This is a genomic window from Pantoea rwandensis (assembly GCF_002095475.1).
In the GTDB taxonomy this organism is placed as follows: Bacteria; Pseudomonadota; Gammaproteobacteria; order Enterobacterales; family Enterobacteriaceae; genus Pantoea; species Pantoea rwandensis.
Genome location: NZ_MLFR01000015.1, coordinates 49,132 through 62,043 on the forward strand (window position 1 = coordinate 49,132; position 12,912 = coordinate 62,043).

Consider the following 12,912-nt stretch of genomic DNA (forward strand, 5'->3'; position numbering starts at 1 on the left):
ATTGTTGTTATGTTTGAAGCCGCACGCGTCGGTGACGATATCGGACATTCGCATGCCCTGATGGGCATGATTGCTGGCACCCTGGTGGGCGGCCTGATTGCAGCCGTAGGAGGCATTGCCGCTGGTGCACTGATGCTAGCTGGGCTTGGCGCTGCCTGCCTTGGCGTTGGCGTTTTGTTGATGGGTGCCAGTTTTGCAGTGGGATACCTGACTGGCGAGTTAGCCACCGCAGCCAGAGACAGCATTGCTGATGCCGGTGCTGCCAGCATGACCAAAAAAGGCACCATCACCACCGGCTCCTGGAATGTTTTTATCAACGGCAAACCTGCCGCCATTGCCACGGAGAGCAGAGTGGCCTGCTCCGACGATGGCTCGCAGCAAATGGCCGAAGGCTCCTCACGCGTATTTATCAACGGCCTACCCGCCGCCCGTATTGGTGATCAAACCACCTGCGGTGCAAAGGTAATGAGTGGTTCGGGGAACGTGATAATTGGCGGCGCGCCACAGCAAACCCTCCCTATTCAGTCCGAAGTGCCTGAATGGGTCTATAAGGCTTCTGACCTCACGCTGTTGTTTGCTGGCCTGTTTGGTGGATTCGGTGGTGCGGCCGGTAAAGCCGGAGCTATCGGTAAACTGCTGAGCAAAATTCCAGGCATCAATAAACTCGCCCGCATCGCCTGCCGTGCCGGGGCGCTCATAACCGGTGCAGTCGCCGTTGGCATCGTTGCCCGTCCGGTGGATATTGTCAGTGGTCAGAAATTCCTTAGCGGTGACGATGAGCTCGACTTTGTGCTGCCCTCACGGCTACCCGTACGCTGGCAACGCTACTGGCGCAGCGGTAATCCTGGCGATAGCGTGCTGGGACGCGGCTGGAACCTGTTCTGGGAAACCCGGTTAGAACCTTATCAAGATGGTTTGGTATGGCGCGCGCCTTCAGGTGATTACGTCTCGTTTCCACAAGTACCCAAGGGACAACGAACCTACTGCGAGGCAGAAAAATACTGGCTGGAACACCATCTTGACGATAGCTGGTCAGTGTATGACATCAGCGGTGAACGCTGGCAGTTCAGTCCACAAAGTGCTGACGCCCCCTCCCTGCCACAACGCCTAAGTGAACCTTGTGGCAACGACATTCTGTTTGAATGGAATCCTGACCACAACCTGCACGCGCTGACCGACAGCGCGGGCCAACGCGTGGTCTGTCGTTATGCAAACAACCGCCTGATCGGTGCATGGCTGGATGACGAGATTTGTCTGGTCCATTACGCTTACGACGACGCGGGGCAACTGATCACAGTGACGAGCCGGGGCGGCAGCGTGCGCCGCCGCTTCCAGTGGCGTGATGGCCTGATGTCGGCCCACGAGGACAGCAACGGCTTGCTGAGTGAATACCTCTGGCAAGAGATTGACGGTCTGCCGCGTGTGGTTGCCTTTCGCCACAGTGCAGGCGAGCAGCTTAACTTCAGCTATGACTTCGAGAACGGCACCCGTCTCGCCACGCGCGATGACGGTGCGCAAGCGCACTGGCTGATAGACGATGACGATAACGTTGCCCGCTTTACTGATTTCGATGGCAGCCAGACCGCGTTTGTCTATCGTGATAATGAGCTGTGCGACGTTATTTTGCCCGGCGGTGCGATGCGCAGCAGCAATTGGGATCGCTATGGTCGTATGCTGCAGGAGACCGATCCGGCAGGACGTCGCACCCGCTACCACTGGTTCCGCCTCACCGACCGTATCACTCGCATCGACTATCCTGATCTCAGCGCAACGCGCAGTGCGTACGACCTGCATGGACGCCTGGCGTCAGAAACGGATGCCCTGAACAACATCACCCACTATCACTACCCGGATGCGGAAGAAACGCTGCCTGACAGCATCACCGATGCCCTTGGCGGCACCGTCACGCTTCAATGGAACCGTCAGGGGCTGCTGACGCAGCACACCGACTGCTCCGGCAACGTCAGCCAATACCGTTATGATCGTTTTGGCAATCTGATAAGCAGCGAAAATGCCGAAGGCAACATCACTCAGCGCGAGTGGAACGCCGCCGGGCAACTGTGCGCAGTCACTTATCCCAACGGCGATCGCGAAACCTTACAGTGGAATAGCCAAGGGCAGCTTAGCGCCTGGCGTGACTCACTGGAAAGTGAGGTGCGCTGGCATTACAACGCGCTGGGATTACCGGTCAGCCAGATCGACCGCATCGGCCGCACTCGCCGTTTGCATTACGACCCGCGTGGAAACTTGCTGCGCCTGGAAAACGGCAACGGCGGTGAATATCGTTTCAGCTACGATCCGGTCAACAGACCACTGAGTGAGATCCGGCCCGACGACACTTCGCGCCTGATGCAATGGGATGAACGCGGTTTCCTCAGCGGGCTGCAGGAAAATGGCCGCCCCGACGCCGATGGCGGCACAGCGCGCCGCTGGCAGCAGTTCAGTTATGACGCCAGCGGTATCATCACTGGCCGCACTTCCCGTCACGCAGTCTATAACTATGAGCGTAACCACGGTGGCGAGCTTGTTCGTTTGCAGCGCACGCCAACGGCAGAAGGCGTGGCGCTGGGGATTGCAGAAAATGACGTCACCTTCACCCGAGACGCCGCTGGGCAGCTGCTTAACGAATCTGGCAGCAACGGCACGCTGGAATATGAATACGATGCACTGGGCAACCTCACCGCGCTGACGTTGCCTGATGAGCAACAGCTGGCATGGCTGCACTATGGTTCTGGGCATGTCAGCGCTATCCGCTTCGGTCAGCAACTGGTCAGTGAATTCACTCGCGATCGCCTGCACCGCGAAGTTCAGCGCAGCCAGGGCGCTCGAGAACAACATCGTCAATACGACAACTTGGGCAGGCGCACGCTGCAGCGCAGTAAACGCAGCAGCCGCATGACACCGCCTGAACAGCAGATTCTGGAGCGCGCATTCCGATACACAGCGCGCAGTGAACTGGAGGGCGTCAGCGATACCCTGCGCGGCGACATTATCTACGGCTATGACGATGAAGGCCGACTGCTGAAGCACTACGAGGCGCGTCAGGGCCACCGCACGTCTCAGTTTGGCTACGATGCGGCGGATAATCTCAACGCCACAGATCATGATCTGCCCACGTCACCCATCACGGATAACCGGCTCGGTCAGTGGCAAAACTTGTTTATGAAGTATGACTGGTGGGGAAACCTTGTCAGCCGCCGAAACGGGTTTAGCGAGCAGCATTACACCTATGATGCGGAAAACAGACTGGTTGCCGCAGAAGGCACCGGACCGCAGGGACGTTTCACCGCCCGTTATCATTATGATGCCCTGGGCAGACGCATCCGCAAAAGCGTCACCACCCAACAGGGCACGACAGAAACCCGTTTTCTGTGGCAGGGTTATCGCCTATTACAGGAGCAGCAGGAAACCGGCGGCTGCCAGACCTATGTCTACGACCCAGTTGAAATCTGGAGTCCGCTGGCGCGCATTGACCATCATGTCGGAGACAAGCAGGGAGAAATCCTGTGGTTCAACACCGACCTGAACGGCGCCCCGCTGGAGGTCACTGATGCAAGCGGCGCATTGCGCTGGAGTGGTCAGTACGGTAGTTTTGGCGAGGTCAGCAGGCAAACGGAAGGCTTCAGCCGCTTAGGGCAGCACCCTGCCCTGCATCATCAGCCACTGCGCTATGCCGGACAATACGCCGACAGCGAGACGGGCCTGCACTATAATTTGTTCCGATATTATGATCCGCAGGTCGGAAGATTTACGGTGCAGGATCCTGTGGGGATCGCGGGTGGGATCAATCTTTATCAGTATGCGGTAAATCCGTTGGGGTGGATTGATCCCCTAGGTTTAACAGCTGAAAATTGTGCAAACACTGTTCAAGTTAAAAATAGAAAGGCTGCCATAAGAGCAGCCAAAGAGCATGCTCAGGTGCCACGAGTTTCTCGGGGTGGTGAGCCTATTGATATTGATAAACTTCGCCCTAACAGTAGAGGCGAGACATGGGCAAATATGAAATCTGAAGGAGGGAAAAAGCTAGGGATGGAGAATCCAAAAGGAAAAAATGAATGGTTTGAACACCCTGATGGCCACCCTGATGCTGGTCAGCCCGGAATCCCTGCACATCACAGCAGCGGGCATATCCATGCTATAAGTCCAAAAGGCATAAAGAAAGTTTTCACATGGTGACTTAATATGATTAAAAATAACAATATCGCTATTTTCCCTTATCCCGACTGGTCTAATCTGACCGATAGCGATTTAGCATTATTAAAAAAACCATATTGCATTTCTTGGTATGAAATTAGTGAGGATGGGGACATCCACTATGGTTTTAAAACTGAAGATGCAAAAAAATTCTTGAAGGAAATGTTTTTTGAGGTGATGTTCGTTGACGAAATGGATTACAAAACGCAATCACCAGTAGGATTAGAGCGAGGAGTTTTATTTTTTTATGATAATAAATCCACCTACAGCACGCTTAAAGATACCACAAAAAAATATTTCTTAAGCAAAAAGAAAGAAAGTATTTTTTTAAGAAAGGGGATAACCAACTTTGTTAAAGCTACAAAGCCGAAATTTATATCAAGTCAGAAAAAAAACTCATTATCCACCTCATTAATCAATGAACACCTAACTGATGAGTTACCAATAATATCAGCAACTTACTTTACACCCGAAGCTGGAGAAACTATTATTCTCTTCGACGAAAACCTAAAGGTAAAAGCTAAGGGAGTTTGCTTGTCAATGGGAATAAAAATTCATAATTTCAATAGCATCGATCAACTCCCCAATCCAGGCTAATTCAATAAAGTGCTATACATTTCAATCATCCATACATTATTACACCATAATGAAAATAGGTGTAATAATTGCATAGAAAAACGGCTTATCTGAAGTGGAATTCAATTGGGCGTGTATAAGTGAGCACTACTGCCTCAATCCACAAAAATACTAGCCCAACATTTAACAATTTAAACTCACACATGCCGAATCATAAATGCCGCCGCAGCCTCTAACGCATGCCGTGTGGCATCCAACTGAACATCGCGCTGGAATACATGATGCATGCCCTCATAAATATCCAGTTGCACCACACCTCCCCTCTCCTCAACTTTAGTTGCATAGCGCGTTGCGTCACTCAACAACAGCTCCTCACTGCCGACCTGAATCAGCAAGGGTGGCAACGTATTCGTTTCAGCAAACAGCGGTGAAGCACGTTGATCTTTAGGATCAGCTCCCTGTAGATAGGCGCGAGCGGCATCCTGCAAAATCGCGGGCTGGAAAATGGGATCGCGCATGTTGGGATCGTTAAACGACTCGCCACTAAAGGTGAGATCGGTCCAGGGAGAAAACACCACCACTGAACGAATATGTGCTGCCAGCTGTGGATATTGCAGCGCCATCAGCGACAGCGCCCCACCTGCCGAATCACCTATCAGAGCGATGTCCGTAATGCCGTCTTCGATCAGCGCACTCAACACCTGAACAACTCTATCCGGCGCGGCAGGGAACGGATGCTCCGGTGCCAGCGGATAGTCCAGCACGAAGGTTGAATACCCGGTGCGCACTGCCAATTGGCTGGCGAATCCTCGGTACGCCTTTGCGCTGCCGAGCATATAGGCACCACCGTGAATAAACACAATGACGCGTTCGCTGCGAGTCGCTTGCGGGTGCAGCCACCAACCCGAGGCATCGATTTGCTCTGCACGCACACCTTGCACCAGCGGTGTTTGTTCGGTCATCGCGTCATAGTATTCACGCATCGAGCCGTTGAAACTGCTGCGATGTGCCTGTTGTTCGGCCAGTGATTGTGCAACCTGCTCACGGTCATGCAGAGTTAAGGGATGTCGAGTTGGGTTCATGATGTTCTCCAGAGGTTATGGGGGTGGAGCAACGTTAAGCCATTCCAATCCCTGCAACTAGCTGGCTTAATGGAATACCATCTATTCCTAATTGGACTATCTATGGATCGTCTTGATGCCATCCGACTGTTTCTGCGCGTAGTGGAGTGCGGCAGTTTTTCAGCTACCGCCAAAGAAGCGGGCGTCGGGCAATCTGCCGTCAGCAAACAGATCGCCGCTCTTGAGAGCCAGTTCAACCACCAACTCCTCAAGCGATCGTCACGCGGCATCGCCTTAACCGAGGCGGGCAAAGCTTTCTATGACGGAGCACAGCGGCTTCGCGACGAGTTCGAACAGCTGGAAACCCGCGTGAAATACGGCACAGATGAAGCCTCTGGAACGCTGCGCATCTCCGTCGCGCCGGTGTTTGGTCGCTTCTATATCATCCCCCGCTTGCCTGCCCTGCTGGAGCGGCATCCCGCATTGAATATCGAACTGCGGGTTTCCGAGCGGCATGTGGATTTAATTGGAGAGAATATTGATGTCGCGATCCGCCATGGCGAACTGCAGGACTCCGCACTCACCCAACGCAAGCTCGCCGACAGCCCACTGATTACCGTAGCCAGCCCCGCGTATATTGCGAGATGCGGTGAACCCACCTCGCCTGCCGAGTTGAGTGAACATCAGTGCATTGCATTCAACGGAGGACGCGGTGTGCATCCGTGGCATTTTATTGATGGGCAAGGTAAGGCGCTCACTCTTATGCCGCAAGGACGTTTCCAGAGTAATGACGGTGAACAACAACGCGCCGCTGCGCTGGCGGGATTGGGAATTACGCAGATTCCGGCGTGGATCGCAGGAACGGATTTGGCGTCTGGGGCATTGGTGCCGGTGTTACGTGAGTTCGCAACGGGAACAGTGCCGGTAAGTGCGGTGTTTGCGACAAAGCAGATGGCGAATAGTAAGGTGAGAGTGTTTGTGGAGTATCTGATGGGGACGCTGCGGGAGGATTTGCCGCTGGTGGATGGGGGATTGAAGATGGAGGGTGGAGAATGAATCGGGAGATGAGCGTGGAGCCCACATTGCAGCAGGTGATCGACTTTGTGCGTGAGTTTTCAGGGGATGTGAAGTCAGTGATTACCGAGGAGACTCGGCTGGAAGCGGATTTGGGGATTACTGGTGATGATGGGATTGAGTTGCTGGAGCAAGCGGAGAAGCGGTTTGGGGTTTCGTTTTTTGGGTTACAGCGTTTTTCAGAGCGACTTATTGCGACATGTATGTGAGATTCCAAGACTCGCTTACTTACTCGAAAACGTAACATACCAATCTAACATCATGATTTATAGTGAATATCCATTTATGTAAATTGAGAGTCATTACGCAAAAAATTACGTAATAAAAGCTATAAATCTCGACTTTAGTTACGTAAAATATCACGTAACCGAACTAACGTGATTTATGGGATTTCAAGCATGGCTAATGTAGACGCAGATTACTGCTATTCGTTTCCAGCTATACGGGGCATACAGGCTGGCCGCCCTTTCTATATTGCAACCTGCCCAATGCGTATCATTCCCAAAATTTTTAGTTTTGATGGGAATGACGTCCCACCAGAACTACGTGCGCAGCGGACGTTGAATAAATCGCGCATTCCGGAAATGGTTAGATATTTACTTGAAAATCCTAAAGATTACATATTTTCAGCATTAACGGCTTCTATAGCTGTTGATGTCCAATTTGATGAGTTTCCAGGTTCAAATAACCTGGGGACTTTAAGTGTTCCAATGGATGCACAGATCCTCATAAATGATGGACAGCACCGTCGCAAGGCGATCGAAGATGCTCTAGATGCCCGTCCAGAATTGGGACAGGACAACATCCCTGTGCTGTTTTTTGTTGATGAAGGTCTGAAACGCAGTCAACAAATGTTTGCTGACTTGAACAAATATGCTATCCGCCCTAGCCCATCACTGTCATCGCTTTACGATCACCGTGACATCAGTTCAAACTTGGCACGTTACTTGGCCATGTCTGTGGAACCATTTTTGGGAATGACTGAGTTAGAAAAATCTGGAATTAGTCAACGCTCAAACAAGCTGTTTACATTGAGCAGTATTAAACAGGCAACTCGTGCTCTATTAGGTAAAGAGCCAAAAGAGGACAATTTTGAAGAGTGTTCTCAAATTGCCACACGTTACTGGCAGGCTGTCTTTAACGCGATGCCGGACTGGCAGTTAGCTGCTAAGAAAGAAGTTTCTCCGGTCCAGTTAAGACAAGACTATGTTCACGCACATGGCATTGGTTTGCAGGCTCTAGGGCAGCTAGGATATACACTTCTGACGGATTACCCTGATCAGTGGCAGGAGAAAATTACTGATCTGAAAACATTTAACTGGCGAAGAAATAATCCAGATTTGATTAAACGTGCAATGCAGCACGGTAAGCTGAGTAAAACCAGCACAGCTATCCAGTTAACTAGTAATGCTCTTAAAAATGCATTATCCCTTCCTCTCTCTCCTGAAGAACAGGAGCTCGAAGCTCAAATGGTTGCATCATGAGTAAACTAGTTCAGGCCTTTGATTTGGCTGAATACGAAGATTTTATTAATAACGAGCAATTTGCTGGACGCCCCTTATCTGAATATGTTTCTGAAGTTCAGAGAATTTACTGCGCTGATAGACGCCCTTGGGTAATTGGCTATAGTGGTGGTAAGGACTCATCAGCAGTTATCACCTTAGTATATTTGGCCTTGTTAGGTCTAACTCCAGAGATGCGCAACAAAGACGTTTTCTTAGTGTCATCAGACACATTGGTTGAAACACCAGTAGTAGTTGATTTAATCAAGAAAACCATGATGCAGATAGAGGCTGGTGCAAAACGCAATAACTTGCCAATAACCCAACATTCAGTCACACCAAAAACTAATGAAACTTTCTGGGTCAATCTGTTGGGCAAAGGATATCCCGCTCCAACTCGAAGTTTTCGCTGGTGTACTGAAAGAATGAAAATTAATCCGGTTAGTGATTTTATAAAAGATAAAGTCAGCCAGTTTGATGAAGTTATTGTTGTCTTAGGTTCACGAAGCAGCGAGAGCGCATCGCGCGCACAAGTGATCGCGAAGCACAAAATTGATGGCTCACGCCTCGCAAGACATACCACATTGCCAAATGCATTTATCTATACCCCTATCGATAGCTGGGACGTAGATGACGTATGGAAATTGTTGCGCGGTGCGTTTCGCTATGCCCCTGATGATATCAATGAATGGGAAAGTCCTTGGGCAGGAAATAACCGTCCTCTTTGGACTCTATATATGGACTCCTCAGCACAGGGGGAGTGCCCATTAGTGATCGATGAGAGTACCCCGTCCTGTGGTAACTCCCGCTTTGGCTGCTGGACCTGTACCGTAGTCACCAAAGATAAAGCGATGGAAAGTCTGATCAAGAATGGCGAAGAGTGGATGTCCCCTTTGCTGAAATATCGCGATCTGCTGGCATTTACTACCGACCCCGTGAATAAAGACACGTTCCGCAACTATAAGCGCCGTACCGGTAAAGTGAGTTATCAATATGCCAAGGACGGTGAAGAAATCAGTGCGGAACGTAAGCATGTTCCCGGCCCTTACTGGCTAAAATATCGCCAGAAGTGGCTTAAAGAATTGCTGGAAATAGAGCGCGATTTGAACGATCAGGGCCATACCATCACGTTAATTACGCAGCCGGAGCTACATGCTATTCGCCAGGAATGGCTGAAAGACCCTAATGAGCCGGACTGGTACGACATTTTGCCAGGTATTTATCGCGACGTTTACGGAAAAGACTTGGACTGGGTTATTGACGACCAGTCACGTTTCAATGCTAGCGATGCGGAACTGCTTGAGCAGATCGCCCAAGGGTTTGAGGTGGTTCCTGAGATGGTTATGAAACTGATTGAGCTCGAGGTTTCTATGGAAGGACTCAGTCGCCGTCAGGGTATCTTCGACAAACTTGGCACTATCTTGAAACAAGACTGGGGCAGTCTCGAAGAAATAAAACAGCAGCAACAAGCCTTGCAGAAACGGAACGACCGAGATATTCATCAGGATGAAGTAGCAAAATTGGAGACCGAACTACAGATCTTGCAGCGCAGAATTGCCGAAGTGAGCGAGCCGACTCTGCTTACCAGTGAGGAAAATGAACGTGTTAATTAAACAGCTGGTATTGCGTAATTTCCGTGTATTCAATGGTACTCATGTCATTGATTTGGCCCCGAGAAAGCGCCGGAACAATGATAACCCGCGTCCGATAGTTCTTTTCGGTGGGCTTAACGGAGCAGGAAAAACATCAATTCTGTCTGCAATACGCCTGGCACTGTATGGTCGGTTAGCGTTCGGCTCAGGAACTCAACAACAAGAGTATGTTGAAGAACTTAGCGCATTAATTCACAACGGATCAACGACTGATGAACGGCCAAATGAAGCGTCGATTGAACTCGTTTTCACGTATAACAAAGGAGGGCATGAAGCTGAGTTTACCGTCACGCGCACATGGAAAAAAGGGAAAAAGGATCAACTATCCCTCCAGCAAGATGACCAACTCCTTGAAGAACTGGATTACGATCAATGCCAGGGGTTCTTGAATGAATTAATTCCGCATGGAATTGCCGATTTGTTCTTCTTTGATGGTGAAAAAATTGCAGAGCTCGCTGAAGATGACTCTGGTAATGTTCTACGTACAGCCGTACGTCGCTTGTTAGGTTTAGATCTCATCGCGAAACTTCGTAATGATTTGATGATCTTTGTTAAGCGTCAGCAATCCAGTCAACTAGCAGACTCCCAACAACAAAAACTTGCTGAACTCGAAGAACAGGTTAAGCAGTTTGCTTTCCAGACAGAGCATATTTTAGAAAAAGCTGATTTTGCCAAAATAAGATTTGATTTGTTTTCAAAAGAAATCAACCGGTATGAAGCACTTCTGAATGCGCAAGGTGGTGCTTTTGCTCAGACAAAAGCACAGGAAAACAGAAAGTCGACACTCTGTTAAAAGAAAAAGATCGCCTTGAAAAAGCATTGCGCCATGAATGCGATAGCTCACTACCTTACGCTCTAGCACCTAAGACTCTAGGTCTTTTGCTTGAGCAAATTAGTGCAGAGATACAAATTAAGCAGGCGAACAGTTTTGAAAAGGAATTAACTCAATTTCTTACGCAGCTGAAAAATGATATTTCATTCCGCTCAGGAACTACTGGCAAAATTGCTGCAGAATCAATTGAAGATAATCTGAAAGATTACCTGGCAGGAAAACCGAAAGGTGAGCTGTTATTTGACATATCCGAACGCGAAGCTGGGATGATCCAACAATCGATCGAAAAGGACAGCAAGAAAGCGTGGCTGCGTTTTGATCTTTATCGTAACCAATTGGGTGAAGTTGAAGAGCAGCTTGAGCAAGCCGCGGCAAACATTGCTCGTGCACCGGAAGATGATCAACTTATCGATCTATTTGAAAAAATTCGGGAACTTGACCGTAAACGAGAGAGTAAACGGCAGGAGTATCGCTCGCTGTTGGAAGAAGCAAAACAAACTAAACAGCTGCAACTGGACTGTGCTCGTCAGGTACAAAAAACACACGATCTGGCACGTAATCAACATAACTCCGATAGTGCATTTAATAATGCCCAAGAAACAATCAACCTGCTTGACCGCTACAGCGAGCTTTTAACTCAAGCAAGGGTGAAAACACTATCAGCGAATTTTGAAGGTGCTTACCGTAAATTAGCTCGTAAAGAAGATTTGCAGCTCAATGCACACATCAATCCAGAAACGTTTGATGTGGAATTAGTGGATGAAAACGGCTCAGTGATCAATCGCAAACTACTCTCTGCCGGAGAGAAACAGATCTATGCGATTGCAATTCTTGAGGCCTTGGCAAAAACTTCTGGTCGTGATTTGCCGGTAATCATTGATACTCCATTGGGCCGTTTAGACTCTCAACATAGAGATAAATTGATTAACCACTACTTCCCGTTTGCCAGCCATCAGGTAGTGTTGCTGTCTACAGATACGGAAGTGGATGAGCGTTATTTTGTCGATCAATTGCGTGATGATATCTCTCATGCTTATGAGATTGTGTTTAATGCGCATACAAAATCATCGGTGCTGAAACCTGGCTATTTCTGGGAATTAACCAAGGAGGCACTCTGATGCTCCCGAATCGAATGGTGCTTAGTCGTCAGACTGAAGAGCAGCTTAAAAAATTGAAAGGGTATACCGGGATCACTCCGAATATTGCCGCCCGGCTGGCTTTTTTCCGCTCGGTGGAGAGTGAGTTTCGTTATTCCCCTGTGCGTGATACCAATAAGCTAGATGGCTCGCTGGTGCTGGATAAAATTACGTGGCTGGGGGAAACACTACAAGCTACGGAACTGGTGCTGAAAATGCTTTATCCTCAACTAGAGCAGAAAGCGATGATTAAGGCATGGGCGGCGCATGTCGAAGATGGTATTGCGGCATTAAGGAATTATCGGAGCTTAAAAGATTTCGCCATAAACTTATAAAAACCAAAAAATGAATGCCGGAAAAACATTCCGGCATTCAACTAGATTAACAGTTCTTATAATTTTTTCAGAAAAAACTAACCATATCTTTAAAAGATGGGTGTCTTAATTCAAGATCAATTATAAACCTGCCAGAAACAGCATCCGTTTATAAGCATCATTCATCCCTTTTGTTGATGAAGGATAAAGGGTAGAGTCAGAGAAATCCTCTTTATTTTTTATTACATTTAGATAGTTTGTAAAATCATCACTTATAACCTTCCTAGAAACGCCATGTTTAAGCAAGACAGCTTTTAAAAATTTAAATATGCAGGCAATGCCAACTGTTTTTTGAGAAAGTTATCATCCCCCAGATCTTTCCAAAAAATTTCATCTGTGGCCTCCAACGCTAAAGACAGTACTTCTTGAATAGCTTTATCATTCCCTTGAATATATAATTTTCTTAAGGGATACTCTGCATCATCTTTAAGAATACTTCTTCCATATATAGTACTTTCGCCCGCATATCGCTTTGAGTTCATCAAATATCGATCATCTTTAGGATTCTTAC

General features: G+C 48.8%; 9 protein-coding genes and 1 pseudogene. 8 read left to right on the forward strand and 2 right to left on the reverse strand.

The genetic code is table 11. From position 1 onward, the window contains the following. Nucleotides 1–9: 9 nt before the first annotated feature. Nucleotides 10–4,176, forward strand: coding sequence for an RHS repeat-associated core domain-containing protein (locus HA51_RS15050; protein ID WP_084935436.1), 4,167 nt, complete (start codon nucleotides 10–12; stop codon nucleotides 4,174–4,176). A 6-nt stretch (nucleotides 4,177–4,182) separates the two neighbouring features. Next, a complete protein-coding gene (locus HA51_RS15055) occupies nucleotides 4,183–4,791 on the forward strand; it encodes a hypothetical protein (RefSeq protein ID WP_084935437.1) in 609 nt (202 codons plus the stop codon). 176 nt (nucleotides 4,792–4,967) lie between these two features. Here the strand turns inward: HA51_RS15055 and HA51_RS15060 are convergent, their stop codons facing one another. Then, complete coding sequence (locus HA51_RS15060) at nucleotides 4,968–5,852, reverse strand: alpha/beta hydrolase (protein ID WP_084935438.1); 885 nt, start codon at nucleotides 5,850–5,852, stop codon at nucleotides 4,968–4,970. Between the two features lie 102 nt (nucleotides 5,853–5,954). On the opposite strand from HA51_RS15060, the gene HA51_RS26970 reads away from it, so the two are divergent. The 6 genes and pseudogenes from HA51_RS26970 (at nucleotide 5,955) to dndE (ending at nucleotide 12,362) form a co-directional block, all read left to right on the forward strand. Further along, a complete protein-coding gene (locus tag HA51_RS26970; protein WP_158087372.1) occupies nucleotides 5,955–6,887 on the forward strand; it encodes a LysR family transcriptional regulator in 933 nt (310 codons plus the stop codon). Continuing rightward, complete coding sequence (locus tag HA51_RS15080) at nucleotides 6,884–7,114, forward strand: DUF1493 family protein (RefSeq protein ID WP_084935441.1); 231 nt, start codon at nucleotides 6,884–6,886, stop codon at nucleotides 7,112–7,114. The genes HA51_RS26970 and HA51_RS15080 overlap by 4 nt, the downstream gene beginning before the upstream one ends. A 189-nt stretch (nucleotides 7,115–7,303) precedes the next feature. Next, nucleotides 7,304–8,389 (forward strand): DNA sulfur modification protein DndB, encoded by a 1,086-nt coding sequence (gene dndB / locus HA51_RS15085; protein WP_084935442.1) that lies wholly within the window; start codon nucleotides 7,304–7,306, stop codon nucleotides 8,387–8,389. Next, nucleotides 8,386–10,020, forward strand: coding sequence for a DNA phosphorothioation system sulfurtransferase DndC (gene dndC, locus HA51_RS15090; RefSeq protein ID WP_084935443.1), 1,635 nt, complete (start codon nucleotides 8,386–8,388; stop codon nucleotides 10,018–10,020). Before dndB ends, dndC begins: the two co-directional genes overlap by 4 nt. Beyond that, nucleotides 10,010–12,009: pseudogene (gene dndD, locus HA51_RS15095) on the forward strand (DNA sulfur modification protein DndD). Before dndC ends, dndD begins: the two are co-directional and overlap by 11 nt. Then, nucleotides 12,009–12,362, forward strand: a complete 354-nt coding sequence (gene dndE / locus HA51_RS15100) for a DNA sulfur modification protein DndE (protein ID WP_084935444.1) — start codon at nucleotides 12,009–12,011, stop codon at nucleotides 12,360–12,362. The pseudogene dndD and the gene dndE overlap by 1 nt, the downstream one beginning before the upstream one ends. Nucleotides 12,363–12,655: 293 nt before the next feature. Here the strand turns inward: dndE and HA51_RS15105 are convergent, their stop codons facing one another. Then, nucleotides 12,656–12,883: a hypothetical protein gene (locus HA51_RS15105; RefSeq protein WP_084935445.1), complete on the reverse strand. Its 228-nt coding sequence runs from the start codon at nucleotides 12,881–12,883 to the stop codon at nucleotides 12,656–12,658. Nucleotides 12,884–12,912 lie beyond the last annotated feature (29 nt).

What these genes read in the sequence shown, in the direction of transcription:
- HA51_RS15080 (WP_084935441.1), top strand. Translation starts at nt 6,884, where the DNA reads ATGAATCGGGAGATGAGCGTGGAGCCCACATTGCAGCAGGTGATCGAC.
- HA51_RS15105 (WP_084935445.1), bottom strand. Translation starts at nt 12,883, where the DNA reads ATGAACTCAAAGCGATATGCGGGCGAAAGTACTATATATGGAAGAAGT.
- dndB (WP_084935442.1), top strand. Translation starts at nt 7,304, where the DNA reads ATGGCTAATGTAGACGCAGATTACTGCTATTCGTTTCCAGCTATACGG.
- dndC (WP_084935443.1), top strand. Translation starts at nt 8,386, where the DNA reads ATGAGTAAACTAGTTCAGGCCTTTGATTTGGCTGAATACGAAGATTTT.
- HA51_RS26970 (WP_158087372.1), top strand. Translation starts at nt 5,955, where the DNA reads ATGGATCGTCTTGATGCCATCCGACTGTTTCTGCGCGTAGTGGAGTGC.
- dndE (WP_084935444.1), top strand. Translation starts at nt 12,009, where the DNA reads ATGCTCCCGAATCGAATGGTGCTTAGTCGTCAGACTGAAGAGCAGCTT.
- HA51_RS15060 (WP_084935438.1), bottom strand. Translation starts at nt 5,852, where the DNA reads ATGAACCCAACTCGACATCCCTTAACTCTGCATGACCGTGAGCAGGTT.
- HA51_RS15055 (WP_084935437.1), top strand. Translation starts at nt 4,183, where the DNA reads ATGATTAAAAATAACAATATCGCTATTTTCCCTTATCCCGACTGGTCT.
- HA51_RS15050 (WP_084935436.1), top strand. Translation starts at nt 10, where the DNA reads ATGTTTGAAGCCGCACGCGTCGGTGACGATATCGGACATTCGCATGCC.